The 18,612-nt window shown below is 72.0% G+C and carries 13 protein-coding genes; 7 read left to right on the forward strand and 6 right to left on the reverse strand.

Going from position 1 to position 18,612, the window contains the following annotated elements; translation table 11 throughout:
- Positions 1-58 precede the first annotated feature (58 nt).
- Positions 59-1,522 carry an aspartate aminotransferase family protein gene (locus VGS97_RS06000; RefSeq protein WP_326852215.1) on the forward strand — a complete coding sequence of 488 codons (1,464 nt, stop codon included), beginning with the start codon at positions 59-61 and terminating at the stop codon, positions 1,520-1,522.
- 10 nt (positions 1,523-1,532) lie between these two features.
- Entirely contained in the window at positions 1,533-3,128 is a 1,596-nt protein-coding gene (locus tag VGS97_RS06005) for an FGGY-family carbohydrate kinase (protein WP_326852216.1), read from the forward strand.
- A 194-nt stretch (positions 3,129-3,322) separates the two neighbouring features.
- Here VGS97_RS06005 and VGS97_RS06010 read toward each other — a convergent pair whose 3' ends face one another.
- On the reverse strand, positions 3,323-3,991 hold the full coding sequence (locus VGS97_RS06010) for a TetR/AcrR family transcriptional regulator (protein ID WP_326852217.1): 669 nt from the start codon (positions 3,989-3,991) through the stop codon (positions 3,323-3,325).
- A 144-nt stretch (positions 3,992-4,135) separates the two neighbouring features.
- On the opposite strand from VGS97_RS06010, the gene def reads away from it, so the two are divergent.
- Positions 4,136-4,792 (forward strand): peptide deformylase, encoded by a 657-nt coding sequence (gene def, locus VGS97_RS06015; protein WP_326852219.1) that lies wholly within the window; start codon positions 4,136-4,138, stop codon positions 4,790-4,792.
- A 93-nt stretch (positions 4,793-4,885) separates the two neighbouring features.
- Here the strand turns inward: def and VGS97_RS06020 are convergent, their stop codons facing one another.
- Positions 4,886-6,052 carry a polysaccharide deacetylase family protein gene (locus tag VGS97_RS06020; protein ID WP_326852220.1) on the reverse strand — a complete coding sequence of 389 codons (1,167 nt, stop codon included), beginning with the start codon at positions 6,050-6,052 and terminating at the stop codon, positions 4,886-4,888.
- A gap of 231 nt (positions 6,053-6,283) precedes the next feature.
- Here VGS97_RS06020 and VGS97_RS06025 point away from each other — a divergent pair, with 231 nt between their 5' ends.
- Positions 6,284-7,699 carry a family 2B encapsulin nanocompartment shell protein gene (locus VGS97_RS06025; protein ID WP_326852221.1) on the forward strand — a complete coding sequence of 472 codons (1,416 nt, stop codon included), beginning with the start codon at positions 6,284-6,286 and terminating at the stop codon, positions 7,697-7,699.
- Between the two features lie 186 nt (positions 7,700-7,885).
- Positions 7,886-8,950: a family 2 encapsulin nanocompartment cargo protein polyprenyl transferase gene (locus tag VGS97_RS06030; RefSeq protein WP_326852222.1), complete on the forward strand. Its 1,065-nt coding sequence runs from the start codon at positions 7,886-7,888 to the stop codon at positions 8,948-8,950.
- Here the strand turns inward: VGS97_RS06030 and VGS97_RS06035 are convergent.
- From VGS97_RS06035 to VGS97_RS06050, 4 genes are all read right to left on the reverse strand, one after another.
- Positions 8,931-10,103 carry a hypothetical protein gene (locus VGS97_RS06035; protein ID WP_326852223.1) on the reverse strand — a complete coding sequence of 391 codons (1,173 nt, stop codon included), beginning with the start codon at positions 10,101-10,103 and terminating at the stop codon, positions 8,931-8,933. The genes VGS97_RS06030 and VGS97_RS06035 overlap by 20 nt on opposite strands.
- 70 nt (positions 10,104-10,173) lie before the next feature.
- Positions 10,174-10,923, reverse strand: a complete 750-nt coding sequence (locus VGS97_RS06040) for a class I SAM-dependent methyltransferase (protein WP_326852224.1) — start codon at positions 10,921-10,923, stop codon at positions 10,174-10,176.
- Positions 10,924-11,140: 217 nt separating this feature from the next.
- Complete coding sequence (locus VGS97_RS06045) at positions 11,141-12,142, reverse strand: beta-ketoacyl-ACP synthase 3 (protein WP_326852225.1); 1,002 nt, start codon at positions 12,140-12,142, stop codon at positions 11,141-11,143.
- Between the two features lie 41 nt (positions 12,143-12,183).
- Positions 12,184-13,665 carry an NAD(P)/FAD-dependent oxidoreductase gene (locus VGS97_RS06050; RefSeq protein WP_326852226.1) on the reverse strand — a complete coding sequence of 494 codons (1,482 nt, stop codon included), beginning with the start codon at positions 13,663-13,665 and terminating at the stop codon, positions 12,184-12,186.
- A 447-nt stretch (positions 13,666-14,112) separates the two neighbouring features.
- On the opposite strand from VGS97_RS06050, the gene VGS97_RS06055 reads away from it, so the two are divergent.
- Together VGS97_RS06055 and VGS97_RS06060 are read left to right on the forward strand one after the other, a co-directional pair.
- Positions 14,113-15,456 carry a cytochrome P450 gene (locus tag VGS97_RS06055; protein WP_326852227.1) on the forward strand — a complete coding sequence of 448 codons (1,344 nt, stop codon included), beginning with the start codon at positions 14,113-14,115 and terminating at the stop codon, positions 15,454-15,456.
- A 211-nt stretch (positions 15,457-15,667) separates the two neighbouring features.
- Complete coding sequence (locus VGS97_RS06060; RefSeq protein ID WP_326852228.1) at positions 15,668-18,520, forward strand: helix-turn-helix transcriptional regulator; 2,853 nt, start codon at positions 15,668-15,670, stop codon at positions 18,518-18,520.
- Positions 18,521-18,612 lie beyond the last annotated feature (92 nt).

Consider the following 18,612-nt stretch of genomic DNA (forward strand, 5'->3'; position numbering starts at 1 on the left):
GAGCAGCGCACGGCACACCCCCGGCCGCCAGCGCCCCGACGGAAGGCAAGGCAGCGCCATGAGCAGCGATATCCCCGGCTCCGGCTCCGCGATCTCGCAGTACCCCGACGTGCCGGCGATCGAACAGCGGCTGCACCGCCTCGTGCACAGCCCGCTGCACGCCTTGCCGCCCGACGCCCTCGCACGCTACCGCGCCTGGTTCGAGCAGCACGCCGCCGGCTCACGGGCCCTGGCCGCCGAGGCCGAGCAGTTCATCCCCGGCGGCGTGCAGCACAACCTGGCGCTCGGCGAGCCTTGGCCGCTGGCCGTCTCGGGGGCTGACGGCGCGTACCTTACCGACGTGGACGGCAACCAGTACATCGACTTCCTTCAAGCCGGCGGGCCCACGGTCCTCGGCTCGAACTACGGCCCGGTGCGCGAGAAGGTCATCGAGCTGCTGGCCGCGTGCGGCCCGGTCACCGGGATGCTGCACGAGTACGAGGTCAAACTCGCCAAGCTGATCCACGACTTCATGCCCGCCGTCCAGCGCTTCCGCATGCTCGGCTCCGGCACCGAGGGTGTAATGGCCGCGGTGCGCGCCGCCCGCGCGTACACCGGCAACGCACACGTGATCAAGATCGGCGGCGCTTACCACGGCTGGAGCGACCAGGTCGTCTACGGGCTGCGCATCCCCGGCACCGGGACGCTGGAAGCCACCGGTATCCCCGCCGGGGCGCTGGAGCGCACCCACGAACTCGCCCCCGGCGACACCGACGCCCTTGCCGCGCTGCTGGAGAAGCTCGCCGAGGACGGCGGCACCGCCGCGGTGATCGTCGAACCGGTCGGCCCCGAATCCGGCACGTATCCCGCGCCGCACGGCTACAACGCTGCGGTGCGCGAACTGTGCGACCGGCACGGCGCGCTGCTGGTCTTCGACGAGGTCGTCACCGGTTTCCGGCTCGGCATGGGCGGCGCGCAGGGCTACTACGGCCTGGTCCCCGACCTGACCGTGTTCGGCAAGTGCGTGGCCGGCGGCTACCCGGCCGCGGGCGGCGTTGGCGGCCGCCGGGACGTGATGGACGTGTTCGCCGGCGGCCTGACCGCCGCCGGAAAGCGCGTCTTCGTCGGCGGCACCCTCTCGGCAAACCCACTGTCCTGCGCCGCCGGATACCACGCGCTGCTGGAGATGGACCGCACCGGCGCGCCCGCGAAGGCCGGCGCGGCCGGCGACCGGCTGCGCGCGGGTCTCGACGCGCTGATCACGGCGCGCGACCTGCCGTACGTGACGTACAACTTCGGCTCGATCGTGCACCTGCACACCTCCGGCGTGCTGCACCTGTGCTTGGACGACCCGGACTTCTTCACCGAGCTCAATCCGCGCCTCGACGCGCTCGGGCACATGTCGATGGCGTTCGCCGCCGAAGGCGTGATCACCCTGGCCGGCTCGCGCATCTACACCTCCATGGCCGACACCGATGAGGTCGTCGACCAGGCGCTCGCCGCGTTCGACCGCGTCTTCGCCCAGGCCCAGGCCCAGGCATAGGGGAACGGCGATGTCCGCGCGGTACGTGCTGGGCGTGGACCTGGGCACCTCGGGCCCGAAGGTCGCGCTCGCCGACACGCGCGGAACGCTGCTGGCCCACGCCAAAGCCGCCGTGCCGCTGCGGCTGCTGCCCGGCGGCGGAGCGGAGCAGGACCCGCAGCAGTGGTGGTCGGCCATCTGCGCCGTGACCAAAGAGGCACTCACCGACGCCGCCGCGCGCCTGGGGCACGACCCCGCCCCGGGCGTCGCGGCGGTCTGCTTCTCCGCGCAGTGGGGCGGCACCGTGCCCGTGGCCGCCGACGGCACGCCCACGCACCCCGCGGTGATCTGGATGGACGCGCGCGGCGGCCCCTACAGCCGCGCCGCCGCAGGCCACGCGCCGCGGTTGCCGGGCACCGGATACAACGCGCGGCGGCTGCGCGCCTGGCTTGCCAAAAGCGGCGGCGCGCCGACACTGACCGGCAAGGACCCGGTCGGGCAGGCCCTGTTCCTCAAACACCAGCGGCCCGCCGCCTACCGCGCCGCCGCGTACCTGCTGGACGTGCCCGAATACCTCACCTTCCGCGCCACCGGCCGCGCCGTGGCCGCGTACGACACGGCGGTGCTGCGCTGGTGCACCGACAACCGCGACCCCGGCGCCGTGCACTGGGACCCGGCGCTGATGCGCCAGTGCGGCCTGGACGCGCGGCTGCTACCCGACCTGGTGCCCCCGGCAAGCGTCGTCGCCCCGCTCACTCAAGCCGCCGCCGCCGAACTGGGCCTGAGCACGAGCACGGTCGTCGTCGCGGGCACCGGGGACACAGCCGCCGCCGCGATCGGCGCCGGCGCGGTACGCGACCTCGACGCGCACCTGTACGTGGGCACCTCCGCGTGGATCAGCTGCCACGTGCCGTACAAGAAGACCGACGTGCGTACCGGCGTCGCCTCGCTGCCCGCCGCCGTGCCCGGCCGCTACTGGGTCGCCACCGTGCAGGACGTCGCCGGCAAGGCGGTCGACTGGCTGATCGACAACGTCCTGCACGACCAGCGGCCCGACCGAGCCCTCGAACAGCTCAACGCCCTGGCCGCCACCTCCCCGCCCGGTGCCCGCGGAGTGATCTTCACCCCGTGGCTCAACGGCGAGCGCACCCCCGTGGACGACTCCTCGCTACGCGGCGGCTGGTTCAACGCCGACCTGTCCACCGACCGCGCGGACCTGGCGCGCTCGGTGTTCGAGGGCATCGCGTACAACACACGCTGGATGCTCGACGCCGTCGAGCGCTTCACCGGACGCACCAGCCCCGGCGGGCTCGGCGCGCTGCGGTTCATCGGCGGTGGCGCGTCCTCACCGCTGTGGTGCCAGGCCATGGCCGACATCCTTGACCGCGAGATCCACCAGGTCGCCGACCCGGTGCTGGCCAACGTGCGCGGCGCCGCGCTGCTCGCGCTGGCCGCGCTCGGCGAGCTGACCTTCGACCAGATGCCGGACCTGGTGCGCGTCGAGCGGGTCTACCGGCCCGACCCGGCCAACCGCGCCGAATACGACCGCGCGTATGCCGCGTTCCGCGAACTGTATCGGCGCAACCGGCGCCTGTACGCGCGGCTCAATCCGCCCGCTCGGCGCTAGGAGTCTGATGAAGATCTTGCAAATGCGCCCGGACCATACTGGTTTGTCCCGATCGATATTTACTGGCGAACCAGGGTGAACCGGGCCACCGGAGCAAGATCGTCAGTGCGCTTCCACCGCGAACCCCGGACAGCCAGACAACCACGCCCGACAAGACTTGCTACAACCGTCAAGAACTCAGCGACCAAGGGTCACTAGGGCGTTGCCGCGTCGGTCGGGCGGCGGGCCACGATCTGCGCCAGGTACAGCCGCAGCAGCGCCTTGAGCTCGTCGAGCACCGCGTCGTCGCCCGACGCGCCCTCCCGGAACGCGTACTGCAACAGCGCGTCCGCCACCACCACCGCGATGCGCGCCGCGCGTGCCAGATCCTCGTCGTCTGCCAGGTGCACCTGGCGCACCAGGATCCGGCGCACGCCGTCCGCGATCGCCGCGTTGTTCGCCTCGTCCGCGCGCGCCAGCTCCGGCGAGAGATGCCGCCCCGACCAGAGCGCCACATACCCGGGGTTCGCCCGGTACAGCCCGGCGAACGCGTCGACCAGCGTGCCGACCGGGTCCGGCCACTGCTCCCTGTCCGAGCGCGCCACCAACTGCTCGATCGCTGCGTCGAACTGCCCGATGTACGTGCCGGCCAGCGCGTCGACCACCGCGGACTTGTCGGGGAAGAACTGGTAGATCGAACCGACCGGCACCCCGGCGGACCGCGCGAGGCGCCGCACCGTCAGCGCCTCGAAACCACCAGCCGACAGGATCGCGTCCGCGGCCTCCAGGATGTGGCGCACCCGCGCGCGCGAACGCTGCTGGCGCGGCTGGCGGCGCAGCCGCGTCCCCGCGCCCTCGCCGCGCGCGCCGTCCGGCTCGTGCATCGCGTCCTTCCGTCTGCGGAGCGCCCCCGGCCAGCCGGCGCGTGTGCGCCGGGTATGTTCGCCAGCGGGTGTACCGCTCGACGATACTGGTCGCAGCCCGCGGACGAAGAGCACCCGGCCAAGCCCTGGAAGGCGAGCTTCACCATGCCCACCCCGACCGAGCAGCCCAAGGCCGTGTACGTGCTGAGCGAACTCGTCGACTCCTACCCGCACCGCGCCCCGCAGGCCGAGCGCGGCACCCTGTTGCGCGTGACCGTCGCCGGCGAACCGATCCTGCACCGGCCCCTCAAGCCGGTCACCGAAGCCGACTACGGCAGCGAGCGGCTCGCCACGCTCATCGACGACATGTTCGCCACCCTCTACGTCGCTGAGGGCGTGGGTTTGGCGGCCAACCAGGTCGACGCGGACCTGCGCCTGTTCGTCTACGACTGCCCCGACGACGCGGGTGTGCGACACGTCGGGCACCTGTGCAATCCGGTCCTCGACGACCTGCCGGCCGCTGAGCGCGTGCTCGACGAGGAGGACGAGGGCTGCCTGTCGGTGCCAGGCCCGTACAAGAGGGTCGCCCGCCCGCACCGCGCCGTGGTGCGCGGCACCGACATGCACGGCACGCCGCTGGTCATCGAGGGCACCGGATTCTTCGCCCGCTGCCTCCAGCACGAGACCGACCACGTCAACGGCTACCTGTACATCGACCGTCTCTCCAAGCGCGACCGCAAGGACGCGCTGCGGCAGATGGAGCAGATGCGTGAAGAGATCTTCGCCCGCCGCGCAGCCAAGGCCGAGGCCCTCGGCGGCTGACGCTGCGTTACTGAACGCCGCGTCGGCACTGTGTCTCTAAATCCAGTGCGGCTGAACCCTGCGCGGCGCGGCCGGCCGCGCAGGGGAGCGGGGTCAGACCTGGGTGAAGCGGTAGCCGGCGTCCAGCAGCTTCGGCAGCACGATCTTGAGCGCCGCCACCGTCTGCGACCGGTCGCCGCCGCCGTCGTGCTCCAGGATGATCGACCCGGTGCGGGTCTGCTGGAGAATCCGCGTGACGATCGTGCTCACACCCGGCCGTGACCAGTCGCGCGGGTCCACCGACCAGTCCAGCGGCCGCAGCGCGGCCAGCGCGCACGCCTCATACACGATGTACGACCACGCGCCGTACGGCGCCCGGAAAATCTCCGGCTGGATGTTCACCGCCGCCAGCGCGTCGTTGGTACGCGCGATCTCCGAACGCACCGAGGACAGTGACAGCCTCGACTGATCCGCGTGGTCCCAGGTGTGGTTCGCGACCGCGTGCCCGGCCGCGACCACCTCGCGCACCAGCGACTGGTTCTCCGCCACCTGACGCCCGATCATGCAGAACGTCGCCTGGATCCGGTACTGCTGGAGCAGCTCCAGTATCTGCGGGGTGTAAACGTTGTTCGGGCCGTCGTCGAGGGTCAGCGCGATCACCTTCGGCCCGGCGTGCACGTAGTACTCCGGCTCGCTCTGCACCTTGCGCGGATTGATCCCGCTGCCCGGGTTGGTCACATCCGGCGGCGGCGAAGACGGCGGGCCCGCAGCCGAGGAGGACAGGTCCGACGGGCTGTGCGTGGCCGCCGCCACCGGCGAGGCGGTGTGCGACGGCGAGGGGGCGGGCGCGGCGGCCGAAGCGGAACCCGAGGCGGACAGCTTCACCGCTGCGGCGATCCCGCAGCCGCCCAGCAGCGTCAGGCCGCCGGCCGCGAACAGGATCCGCCGCCGCGAGAACCTGCGCCCCGGACGCCCGGGCCCGCCGCCGTCGCCACTCTCACCAAAGCCGCCGTCGCCGTCGAAGTCGTCACCGGGCCGCGCGTGGGGGACGGCGGAGTACTCGCCGTAGTCGTCGCCGAATTCGTCCCCGCCCTGGCGGGGGACGGGCATGACGGGCCGGGCCGCCTCCGGCTCGGCCGCATACAGCGGAAGCGTCTCGCCCATCGCCCCGTCGGTGCCGGGGCCGCCCAGGGCGACCGTCCGCTCGAAGTCCTCATTCCGCCCGCGCGCGTCCTCCTGGCCGAGGTCGTGCGCACGCCCATCCCACGCGCTGTGATCCACGCCCACTAAGGACGAGATCTACGCTCGTCCGGTTGTCATTTCTTCAGACAATTTTCAGCGGCTGCCGCGCCCAGCTCCCGCGAACGGCGCACGGCCGCGTCCACGCGCCCCCATCACCCACGCGTCGCCCGATCGAGTGATACCGGTGTGACTGACGGGGCATCAGAGTGGTCAGTGCGAACCCGACCGGACAAAGCAGAGTACTGCCACGATAGGGGAGGCACACCCCGCATGACCATCGACACCGCCACCGGGATACCGGAGCAGGACGAACAGCGTCAGCAAAGCCTGGCCACCGCGGCCGCCAAGAACCTGGCCACCACCACCAAGACCGCCCCGCAGATGCAGGGCATCACCTCCCGGTGGCTGCTGCGCATGCTGCCGTGGGTCCAGGTCTCCGGCGGTACGTACCGCGTCAACCGCCGCCTGAGCTACGCCGCCGGACACGGCCGCGTCAGCTTCGCCCAGACCGGTGAGCAGGTCAGCGTCATCCCGCCGAGCCTGACCGAACTGCCGCTGCTCGGCGGCATCGAGGACGCGGAACTCCTGGCCGCCCTCGCCGGCCGCTTCACCCGCCGCGACTTCGAACCAGGCGCCGTGCTGGCCTCCTTCGGCGGGCCGATCACCGAGGTCTACCTCGTCGCCCACGGCAAGGTCTCCGCCGTCGGCAGCGGCAAGTACGGCGACGAGACGGTCCTGAGCGTCTTCGCCGACGGCGACCACTTCGGCGACCAGGTCCTGGCCCGCCCCGACAGCCTCTGGGAGTACACGGCCCGCGCCGCCACCGCCGTCACCGCGCTGGCCCTGCCCGTCGCCGACTTCGCCGCCCTGGCCGGCCAGGCGCCCGCGCTGCGCGAAGCCGTCGCCCAGTACCTCGACGCCACCGGCCAGTCCCAGGACCGCCACGGCCAGGCCGCCATCGAACTGGCCGCCGGCCACGAGGGCGAGGTCGAGCTGCCCGGCACCTTCGTCGACTACGAGCTCACCCCCCGCGAGTACGACCTGTCGGTCGCCCAGACCGTCCTACAGGTGCACACCCGCGTCGCGGACCTCTACAACGAGCCGATGAACCAGATCGAGCACCAGCTCAAACTCACCGTCCAGGCGCTGCGCGAGCGCCAGGAACACGAGATGATCAACAACAAGGAGTTCGGGCTGCTGCACAACGCATCCTACGACCAGCGCATCCAGACCCACGGCGGCCCGCCCACCCCCGACGACTTCGACGAACTGCTCTCCCGCCGCCGCGACTCGAAGTTCTTCCTGGCGCACCCGCGCACCATCGCCGCCTTCGGCCGCGAGTGCAACCGCCGCGGCCTTTACCCGGAGAGCGTCGACATCGGCGGCAACCGCGTGCCCTCGTGGCGCGGCGTACCGGTCTTCCCCTGCAACAAGATCCCGATCAACGGCGGCCACACCTCCTCGGTCCTGGTGCTGCGCACCGGCGAGGACAACCAGGGCGTGGTCGGACTGCACCAGACCGGCATCCCCGACGAGTACGAGCCCGGACTCAACGTCCGCTTCATGGGCATCAACGAGAAGGCGATCATCTCCTACCTGGTCAGCGCCTACTTCTCGGTCGCCGTCCTGGTCCCCGACGCCCTCGGCGTGCTGGAGAACGTGGAGATCGCCCGCCCCCGCGACTGATCCCGGCCCGCGGCGGGCGCCGCCACCAGGCCACGCGCCCGCCGCCCCGGACACCACCCCGTCACCACCGTCAGCACCACCGAAACCAAGAGCGCCGCGACCCCCCCACCCGCCGCCCTTCCCGGGTCGCGCACGCCCGCGTGGCGCCGGGCGCTACCAGCCCGCCTCACGAAAACCGGGTGACTCATGCACGCCTCCGCGCCGCACCGCCTCAGCCACGACGAGGACGACCGCGCCGCCGCGACCCTGCTGCGCCGCTCCCGCCTCTTGGTGGACCCCGCACTGCACAGCGCGGTCGCGACCCTGCCTCCGGCGATGCGCCGCGTCGCCGCCTATCACCTCGGCTGGCAGCATCCCGACGGCACCGCCGCCGACAACGCGGCGAGCAGCGGCGGCAAAGCCCTGCGACCCGCCCTCGTGCTGGCGGCCGCCCGCGCCTTCGGCGCCACCCCCGAGACCGCGATCCAGCCCGCCGCAGCCGTCGAGCTGGTGCACAACTTCACCCTGCTGCACGACGACGTCATGGACCGCGACGCCACCCGCCGCCACCGGCCCACCGCCTGGACCCTGTTCGGCGTCCCCGACGCGATCCTCGCCGGAGACGCGTTGCACGCGCTCGCCCTGCGGCTGCTCGCCGAGGACCCGCACCCGGCCTCCGCCAGCGCCACGGCACGACTGGCCGGCTGCGTCGCCGAACTGTGCGAGGGGCAGCACGCCGGCTGCGCGTTCGAGACCCGCGAGCAGGTCAGCCTCACCGAATGCATGCAGATGGCACAGGCCAAGACCGGCGCCCTGCTCGGCGCGGCCTGCGCGCTGGGCGCCCTGTACGCGGGCGCCGACGCCGAGGCCGTCACGGCGATGAACGCCTTCGGCCGCGAGGTCGGCCTGGCGTTCCAACTCGTCGACGATCTGATAGGGATCTGGGGCGACCCGGCCGTGACCGGCAAGCCCGCCGGAGCGGACCTGGCAGCGCGAAAGAAGTCCCTACCGGTCGTCGCCGCACTGGCCTCCGCGACCCCCGCCGCGGACGAACTGGCCGCGCTCTACCGCGACCCCGGCGCGATGGACGCACCGCAGGTGCAAGCCGCCGCCGACGCCGTGGATCGCGCAGGCGGCCGAGTGTGGGCGCACGTGCAGGCCGCCGACCACATGTCCGCGGCGATCGACCACCTCACCCTCGCCGCGCCGGACCTCGAAGCCGCCGAAGACCTGCTCACCCTCGCCGAACTGGTCACCCGCCGGGACCACTAGGCGGTGTCTTCACAGATCCCGTGGCTCCAGTGGACGCGGGCCGGGGCGGTCGGCCGTCCGCATCATCCGCATCGTCGAAGTACGCTGACACCTTGCCCGCCTCGAACGGCCCCCGATCCGTGACGATACGCGTGACGTACTGCGGGGGAGTGACGTCGAACGCCGGATAGTAGCCGCGCGCCACCAGTGGCGAAGCAGTGCGCGCACCCTGCACGGCGAGCACCTCCGCACCGTCGCGCTGCTCGACGACAACGTCCGCCGCCGTGGGGGAACGGGGATCCGGGGCCTGGATCAGCACGTAGAACGGCACGCCGAAGGCCTGCGCCGCCAGCGCCGCACCCAGCGTGCCGACCTTGTTGAACACGTGCCCGTCCAGGCTCACCCGGTCCGCCGCGGTCACCAGCGCGTCGACGCGGCCGAGCGCGGAGAACGGGCTGAGCACGGCCGCCGCCATCCCGTCGGTGATCAGGGTCACGTCCTGGCCCATCTCGGCCAAGGTGTGCGCGGTCAGCCGCGCGCCCTGTAGGTAGGGCCGCGTCTCCGTGGCCACGTACCGGAACCGCCTGCCCTCACGCGCCGCCGCCCGCACCAACTCGATCAGGTACGTGTCCATCCAGCAGTGCGTGAGCAGCAGCGCGCCGTCGGCCAGCAGGCCCGCAGCATGCTGCGCGAGCACCGTGCAACGCCGCCGGAACCAGCGCTCCTGTGCAGCGGCCTCCCGCTCCACCAGCGCGACGATCCCGGCGTCGTCCGCCGTATCCAGCGCCGCCATCACCCCGCGCACCGCGTCCCCGACACTGTTGTTGGTCGGTCGCGCCCCGATCAACAACCGACCCGTCTCCCGCAGCACCGCCTCAGCCTCACGCGCCTCACGCGGCGGCCTTCCCGCCTGCTGGCGCGCCGTCAGCACCAGTGCGGCCAGCGCAGCGAAGATCGGTCCGGTGCTCTGCGTCACCATCTGCCGCATCGCAGCAGCCACCTCAGCACCTGACCGCGCGACGACCCACTCGACCCGATGCGGAAACACCCGCCGGTCCAGGATCAGCACCGCGTCGTGCTCCAAACGCACGCTGCGCTCCAGCAGAGGCACCGGCAGACCGCCGTCGCCTGCGTCTTCCGCGCCGCCAAACACTCCGGATGTCACGTCCGCCACGCCACGATCATCCCTCAGCCACCGGGCGCAAGGCGACGAGGACCGTGCGCCCGAGATGTCCTGACGTCTACTACTGGCTGCCCGGCACGCGGTAGACCGAGACATGAGAGCGCGACGCTGCGGTGAACTCGGCTCCGCGCCAGTCCGCGTGCCTGGACTCCAGCTCGAAACCGGCGATCTGCGCCATGAGATCCAGTTCGGCCGGCCAGATGTAACGGTGCGGGCTGCGCGTCAACCGCGCCTGCTTGCCCTGGTCGAACTCGACATGATGCGAGATGACGTGCTGGCGCACCACGTCGTACGTGTCCACGCCGAGATAGCCGGGCTCCACGTGAAAAACCACGGCTTGAGCACTCGGAGCAGGCCCCGGCAGTTCGGGCACCCACAGTTCGATCACGAACCGCCCGCCCGGCGCCAGGTGCCGGGCGGCGTTACGGAAACAAGCGATCTGCGCGGCCTGGGTGAGCAGGTTGGAGATCGTGTTGTAGACCAGGTAAACCAGCCGGTAGCCGCCCGGCTCCGGTGCCGTCGCACTCGCCATGTCGCCGAGAACGACCGGGATCGTCGCCTCGTCCGCCTTCGTCCGCAACCGGTCGATCATCGGCTGCGACAGTTCGATGCCGACAACGGGCACTCCCCGCCGGACCAGCGGCACGGCCACTCGTCCGGTGCCGATGGCGAACTCCAGCGCCCGCCCACCCTCCGCGAGCCCGGCGAGACGCTCCACCGCCGGTTCGAGAACCCCGGGCGCGAATACGCCTTCGCCCGGAGTGTCATAGCGCGAAGCGGTGTCCGCATCCCAGATCTCGTCCTGACGCACACCCTGAAGGATCGTCGCCGCCGACGGTGTCGTCGAGCGATTTAGCACATGAGGCAATATGTCGTGGCCAGCGGCGCGCGCTTACGGCCCGCGGTGTTCAAATGCTCCTCGAATGGAGCTACGCCCGATCAAGATCGCGCGAGAGGTTGGCGGCGAACGGATCCGCGTGGCGTCCACCGAACCGCCCAGCCGCGCGCGTCGGGTGTTCGAGTACAAGTCAGGGCACCGTCACCACCATGCCGGCGTAGCTGAGGCCCGCTCCGAAACCGAGCAGCAGCGCCAGATCGCCTCGCTGCACCCGGCCGCTGGTGCGCAGGCGCTCGGTGGCCAGCGGGATCGAGGCGGCGGAGGTGTTGCCCTGGTCGGCGATGTCGCGGGCGATGACGACGGACTCGGGGAAGCCCACGGCTTGGGCCACCGCGTCGGTGATCCGCATGTTCGCCTGATGCGGTATGAATGCATTGATGTCTGTGACGGTCAGGCCGGAGCGGTCCAGGATGTCGCGTACCACGCCGGGTAGTGCGGTCACCGCCCAGCGGAAGACGGAGTTGCCGGCCATGCGCAGCGTCGGCTCGGGGCCTGCGCGATCCGGCTCACGGGTAGGGCCGACGGTGATCGCCTCGGCCAGCCGGGTGTCGGATCCCCACACGGCGGGGCCGATTCCCGCCGTTTCAGACGGGACGAGCAGGACGGCGCCGGCGCCGTCCGAGAAGAGGAACGCGGTGCCGCGGTCGGTGGGGCTCACGATGTCCGACATCCGCTCCGTCCCGATCACCAGGGCGCAGCGCGAGGCTCCCGACCGGACCGATCCGGCCGCCAGGTTCAGCGCCACCGTGAAGCCGGAGCACGCGGCGCCCACGCCGACGGTCGCGGCCCGCAGGCCCAATCTGGCGGCGATCGCCTCGGGCAGCGCGCCGCGTCGGCCAGACGCGGGCCCGGTCTGCGACATGGTCGCCACCACCAGGAAGTCCACGTCGGCCGGATCGGCGCCCGCGTCGGCCAGCGCCTTGGCCCCGGCCATCGCGCCCATCTCGGGCAGGGTCTCGTCCGGCTGGGCGAAACGACGGGTCCTGATGCCGGAGCGCCGCTCGATCCACCGCGGCGAGGAGTCGATGTGCCGGCAGACCTCCTCGTTCGTCACTACGCGTCGCGGCCGGTAAACGCCGATTCCCGCGATCGTCGCCGGTATCGTGCCCGGCCGCGCGGACAGTTGGGTCATCCCTTCTCCTCACGTTCCGCGTTCAGGACTGCGGGCGCCAGTCAGCGCCCGTGATCGGTGAATTCCAGCGCGGGGTGGGCGATGCGGCCGAAGCGCAGCGCGACGGCGTCGAGCAGATAGTTCTGCCGGAACCGCCACGGCCCGCCGACGCCCTGCTTCGGGAGCCGCTGCGCCGCTCGCACGACGTATCCGCTGCGCAGATCGAGCAGCGGCCGTAGCGGTGCGGCAGTGGCCGCCGCGTCGGCGCGGGGCGTGCAGGCGGTGTGACCGTGGCGTTCCATGTGGTTGAGCAGGCGGCATGTCTGACGGGCGGTCAGGTCGGCGCGCAGAGTCCACGAGTTGTTGACGTACCCGACGCACCACACGAGGTTCGGCACGTTGCTGAACATCATCCCGCGGTAGATCAGCAGACGGGCAGGATCGACCGGCTCGCCGTCCACGTCGAGGCGGATCTGCCCGAAGCCGACCATGGCGAGCCCGGTCGCGGTGACCACGAGGTCGGCGTCCAGGTGGGTGCCGGACGCCAGCAGTACGCCCTTCGGCGTGAACTCGGCGATCCGGTCGGTGACGATGTCGGCGCGACCGCTGCGCAGCGCCGCGAACAGGTCGCCGTCCGGCACCAGGCACAGCCGCTGGTCCCAGGGGTCGTACGTGGGGGCGAAATGCGGATCGACCGGCACGGAGGCCGGCAGCAGTTTCGCGTTCTGCCGCCGGATCAGACTCGCGGCTTTGCGCGGCCAGCGACGCATCAACGCGTAGCCGAGCGTTGTGAGCGCGATGTTCTTGCCGCGCACCAGGCGGTACGCGACCGCGCCGGGCAATGCGGCGCGCAGCCAGTCCGCGAGCCGGTCGCGGGCCGGGCGCGAGACGATGTAGCTGGGTGAACGCTGCACCATCGTCACGTGCGCGGCGTCGCGCGCGAGCGCGGGGACCAGTGTGACGGCGGTCGCGCCGCTGCCGATCACCACGACCTCGCGTCCGCTGTGGTCGAGCCCGTCGGGCCAGTGCTGGGGATGCACGATCGTGCCGGCGAACTGCTCGCTGCCGGGAATGTCGATCTCGTGCCCCCGGCTGTGGTCGAAGTAGCCGGTGCACAGGTAGAGGAATCTGCACTCGAACGTCACGCGCCGCCGCTGCGGGCCGGCCGCCGCGATCACCGTCCACCGGGCCCGCTGCGACGACCAGGACGCCGCGATCACCCGGTGCCCGAACCGGATCCGCCGGTCCACGCCGTACTCCGCCGCGGTCTGCCGGATGTAGCGCAGGATCGAGGCGCCGTCGGCGATCGCGTCGCGGTCCTTCCACGGGCGGAACGGGTAGCCGAGGGTGAACATGTCGGAGTCCGAGCGCATGCCCGGATAGCGGAACAGATCCCAGGTGCCACCGATCGCATCGCGCGCTTCCAGCACGGCGTACGTGTGCCGGGTGCGCGTTTGGATGCGGCACGCCGCGCCGATGCCGGACAGTCCCGCGCCGACGATGAGCACGTCGACGTCGACGTCGACGTCGGCTTCGGTCGTCATCGGCCGTGCCCCGGGCCTGACCGGCCACCCTGCGGCGGCAGTCCGACGGATTCGGCGCCCCCGGCCGAATCTGCCATTCGCCCGACGCGTATCCTTTCGTTCGCCATACTCGCAAAGGAAAGCGGCGGCGCGCCGGATCGTCAATAGCCGCCGGGAAAGTCGCGGATTTCTTGTGGAAGCCGCATGGATGACGGTGATCTCGCGCCATGCCGATTATGGCAATGTTATGATTCTGGCAGGTCATCATTCCAGGTAGCAGCGTTGATGTGGGCTCCGGTACCGCTCGCCGGAACGTTTGTGAGGTGATGTGAACGTAGCTTAGGGGTAGTGGATCGGGATTTCCCGGATATGGCGGCGCCGAAGGCTCAAGCAGAATCCTGTTGTCCTCTCACATTCATGGGCCGCAGCTGCGCTGAATCCCGGGCGGCGCGCAATTAAGGAGTCACAGTGACCTTTAATCCGCACGACGCCGCCGTACCCACCGCTCCAGGACGGATGCCGGTGCTCGGCCATGTGCCGCAGCTGCTGCGCCGGCCGTTGCCCTTCATGCAGTCGCTGCGCACGGTCGGCGACCTGGCCTGGATCTACCTGGGGCCAAAGCCGGTGCTCTGCGTGAACACCCCCGACCTGCTGCACCGGATGCTGGTCACCGACGGCCGCAAGTACGACCAGGGCAAGTACTTCGACAAGATCCGCGAAACCTTCGGCAACGGCCTGCCGGTGTCGAATGGGGAGTTTCACCAGCGGCAGCGGCGGCTGATCCAGCCCGCCTTCCACCGCGAGCGGATCGCCGAGTACGTCGAGACGATGGCCGCGTCGGCGGACGCGATGGCCGCCTCCTGGCGTCCGGGCCAGGAGGTGCCGCTCAAACAGGAGGCGCTCACGCTGATGCTCTCGATGGTCGCCAAGACTCTGTTCGCCGCGGATGTCAGCGACCGGGTACAGGCCGAGGTCCGCCGCTCCTGGACGACCGTCCTCAAAGGTCTGGCATGGCGGTCGATGGCGCCCACCGATGCTCTGGAGAAGCTGCCGACGCCGGGCAACCGCCGGTACGAGCGGGCAACCGGGCGGATGCGCGCCGCGGTGATCGGAGCCGTCGCCGAGCAGCGCGACAGCGGGAAGCAGGACGGCAGCCTGCTCTCGATGCTGCTGGCCGCCCGCGACGCCGAGACAGGCGAGGGGATGAGCGAGGAGCAGGTCGCCGCCGAGATCTTCCTGATCCTGTTCGCCGGCACCGAGACCGCCGGCTTCATGATGGTCTGGCTCTTCTACCAGCTCAGCCGCAATCCCGAGATAGCCGCGCGGCTGTACGACGAGGTGGACGGCGTGCTCGCCGGGCGCTCGCCGAGGATCGAGGACCTGGGCAGGCTGACCTACACTCGGCAGCTGCTGACCGAGTGCCTGCGGCTGTATCACCCGGGCTGGATGTTCATGCGGCGGGCGAACACGGAGGTGGAACTCGGCGGACACCTCTTCCCGCGCGGCACCGAGACCCTGTTCAGCCTGTACGCGCTGCACCGCGATCCGCGCTCCTTCCCGGATCCGCTGCGCTTCGACCCGGAGCGCTGGGCACCCGGTGCGCCGCAGCCGATGGAGGGCGCGTACATCCCCTTCCTCAGCGGCAAGCGGCAGTGCATCGGTGACGGGTACGCCTGGGCGCAGATGACCGCGACCGTGGCCGCCATCGCGTCCCGCTGGCGGTTGACGCCCGTCTCGGACCGTCCGCCGCGCGAACTGCCTCAGGCGCTGATGTGTCCCGACGAGGCCCGGATGGTCGTCACGGCGCGGTGACCCCTCTTCGAGCCCGACCGACCGCGCGCGCACGCGCGGCGGGTGGAAACCGGTGCACGTGAGGTAAGAGCTCTGATTGAAGCGCGGCCGCCGAGGCCCCGGTCCCACCGGGCCGCGGCGCGCCGGACGACGGGGACGAGCGCCACCGGACGGTCCGCCCGGACGAGCCGTGGAGAGCGGGACGATGGAAAGTCAGAGGTCTGGTAACGGGGTGGGACGGCAGGAGGAGCTCGATCAGGTCGGACGGCTGCTGGAGCGCGAGGGGCGGGGCGCGGCCTGGGCGTTCGTCACGGGTGAGCCGGGGATCGGCAAGACCTGGCTGTTGCGGCAGGTCGCCGCGCTGGCGCGGGCTTCCGGCACGATGGTGGTGCGCGCCTGCGGCAGCGAGTTCGAGAGCCACGTGCCGTTCGGGCTGCTCGTGCACGCGCTCGACGACTACCTCGCGACGCTCGAACCCGAGCGGCTGCACGCACTCGGCGGCGAACGCGTCGGGGACCTGGCCCGCGTCTTCCCCGCGCTGGCCGGATACGGATACCAGGAGTGCGTCGGCCTACAGGACAGCACGTATCGCGCCCATCGGGCGGTGCGCGCGCTGCTGGAGCGGCTCGCCGAGCCCGCCGGGCTCGTGCTCCTGCTCGACGACCTACAGTGGGCCGATCCGCAGTCGTTGGCGCTGATAGCGCACCTGCTCGAACGCCCGCCGCGCGGCAGGCTGACGATCGTGGGCGCCTGGCGCGGCGGCCTCGGCAGCGAGGCGCTGGCCGGGCTCTCGCTGCGCTGCGAGCTTCCCGGGGCGATGGTGCGGCTCGGCCCGATCGGCGAGCAGGACGCCGCGGCGCTGCTCGACACGGTCGAGGGGCCGCTGCGCCGCGCGCGGCTGATGCGCCAGAGCGGAGGCAATCCCTTCTATCTGCGGGAACTGGCCCGCGCTGCGGTCCAACAGGCGGGGGGTGAGGACGAACACTGTTTCGTGCCGCCGTCCATCACCGAGGCGGTGCACCGCGAACTGGCCGTGCTCTCCTCGGGCACGCGCGACGTGCTGGCCGCGGCAGCGGTGCTCGGCGAGGCGTTCGATCTCGACCTGGCGTGCGCGGTCAGCGGCGCGCCGGAGGCGGCGGCCGCCGCGGCGGCGACGGGCGAGCTGACGGCGGCCGGGCTGTTGCGGGAGACCGGTATGCCGCGGCAGTTCGTCTTCCGCAGGCCGATCGTCCGCCAGGCGGTCTACCAGTTGACCCCGCCGGGCTGGCGGCTCGCCGCGCATCGGCGCGCCGCGCTCGAACTGGCCGACGCCCCGGTGCGCCAGCGTGCCGAACACTTGGCCAGGTTCGCGGTCCCGCCCGACCCCGCAGCCGTCGACGTGCTCGTGCGCGCCGGACGGGAGAGCCTCGTGCAAGACCCCGACACGGCGGTGGCACTGCTGCGGGCAGCGAGCGAACTGTCTCGGGGCGACCAGGCCGCGCACCGCGAAACCCTGCTCGCGCACGCCGACGCGGCGGCCGGCGCCGGCCGCCTGCCGGAAGCGCGCTGCGCGTACGAGGCGGCGCTGCGGTCCGGCGCCGACAAGCCGGCCGACGGCTGGCTGGCCACCATCGGCGCGCTCGCCACGATCGACCAGCTGACCGGGGACGCCGCGCTCTCCTCGTCCCGGGTGCGCATGGCGCTGGCCAGGGCGGGCGGCGCCGCCGGCGCGCAGAGCGGGTTCCTGCTCGTGCTCGCGGCGTCCGCCGCCGCGCTGAGCCTCGACTGGCACCAGGTGCGTCAGCACGCCGCGGAAGCGCTGCGGCACACCAAGGCCGCGCGCGATCCGGGCGGCCAGGCCGCGGCCGCAAGCCTGCTCGGGATCGGCGAACTGGCCAGGCACCGGATCGACGCCGCCCGCGCCGCGCGGCAGACGGCACGCTCGCTCGTCGCGGGCCTGCCCGGCGGGCGGGACGAGCACCCGCACGCGCTGCTCGCGCTCGGCTGGCTGGAGATCCTGCTGGAGGACTATCCCGCCGCCCTGGCACTGCTGGGCCGGCTGCCGATGGCGGACGCCCGCCAGGCCCGCGCCTGGTGGAGCGGCCCGGCGCATCTGCTGGTCGCCCGCGCCGAACTGGCGCTCGGCCGGCTGGCCGGGGCCGCCGCGGCGAGCGACCTGGCGATCGAACTCGGCCGGGACGGCGGCGCGCCACCGGTGCTCGCGCACGGACTGGCGATCCGCGCCGCCGTCCTGTCCGCGGCGGGCGACGCGGCCGAGGCGGTGCGCGCCGCGCGCGACGCGGTGCGGGCGGCACGTGACGGTAGCCCGTTGCAGGCGGTGATGGAGCAGGCCCGCGCCGCGATCCAGCTCGATCTCGGCGAGGGTTCGGTGGACCTGGAGGCCGTGCGGCGGCTCTCCCAGCACACCGCGTGGACCGGACCCGCGCAGCAGTGCGCGTGGCAGCACCGCCTGGCGCAGGCGGCCCTCGACGACGGGCAGCCGGAGGCGGCGGCAGAGGCGGCCGCGACCGCGGAGGCGATCGCGCAGGCCACCGGCCTGGCCATGGCCGTCGCGTACGCGGGCTGGACGCGCGCGGCCGTGCTGACCGCGCGCCGACAGTACGCCGACGCGGCGCAGAGCGCTGCCAGGGCGGCGCAGGCCGCCGCCCCCCTGGGCCGCAGGATCGAGACGGGGCGCATCCAGATGGCCGAGGCGTACGCACTCACGCTCGCCGGCCAGCGCGACCGGGCGGCCCGTGTGCTGCGCGGCGCGCTGGAGGAGTTCCGGCTCTGCGCGGCCGTACGCCACGAGCGGGAGGCCGCCCGGCAGCTGCGCCGGCTCGGCCGACGGCCCCCGCCGGTCGCCGTGCCGCCGTCCGAGGACGAGGAACTGCCGCTGTCCGAGCGCGAACGGCAGGTGGCCGAACTGGTCGCGGCCGGGCGCACCAACCGGCAGATCGCGGCGCAGCTGCTGCTGAGCGGCAAGACCGTGGAGACCCACCTGACCCGCATCTTCGCCAAGCTCGGCATCTCCTCGCGCACCCTGCTGGCCCGGATGGTCGAGCACGAACGCTCGCTGGCGCTGCGCGACCGGCGGGCCAGCTGACCGGTGTCGCGCAACCCTGATAAGAGCCGATTCGGGGTCTTAGGCCGGGGTTCTCCGGATAGTGAGGGATCACCCGTTATCGGCAGTCTTGA

Source organism: Actinocrinis sp. (genome assembly GCF_035946395.1).
Taxonomy (GTDB): Bacteria; Actinomycetota; Actinomycetes; order Streptomycetales; family Catenulisporaceae; genus Actinocrinis.

Excerpts from the sequence above, each read along its gene's own strand:
- VGS97_RS06000 (WP_326852215.1), top strand. The coding sequence starts at position 59 with ATGAGCAGCGATATCCCCGGCTCCGGCTCCGCGATCTCGCAGTACCCC.
- VGS97_RS06005 (WP_326852216.1), top strand. The coding sequence starts at position 1,533 with ATGTCCGCGCGGTACGTGCTGGGCGTGGACCTGGGCACCTCGGGCCCG.
- VGS97_RS06010 (WP_326852217.1), bottom strand. The coding sequence starts at position 3,991 with ATGCACGAGCCGGACGGCGCGCGCGGCGAGGGCGCGGGGACGCGGCTG.
- def (WP_326852219.1), top strand. The coding sequence starts at position 4,136 with ATGCCCACCCCGACCGAGCAGCCCAAGGCCGTGTACGTGCTGAGCGAA.
- VGS97_RS06025 (WP_326852221.1), top strand. The coding sequence starts at position 6,284 with ATGACCATCGACACCGCCACCGGGATACCGGAGCAGGACGAACAGCGT.
- VGS97_RS06030 (WP_326852222.1), top strand. The coding sequence starts at position 7,886 with ATGCACGCCTCCGCGCCGCACCGCCTCAGCCACGACGAGGACGACCGC.
- VGS97_RS06045 (WP_326852225.1), bottom strand. The coding sequence starts at position 12,142 with ATGACCCAACTGTCCGCGCGGCCGGGCACGATACCGGCGACGATCGCG.
- VGS97_RS06050 (WP_326852226.1), bottom strand. The coding sequence starts at position 13,665 with ATGACGACCGAAGCCGACGTCGACGTCGACGTCGACGTGCTCATCGTC.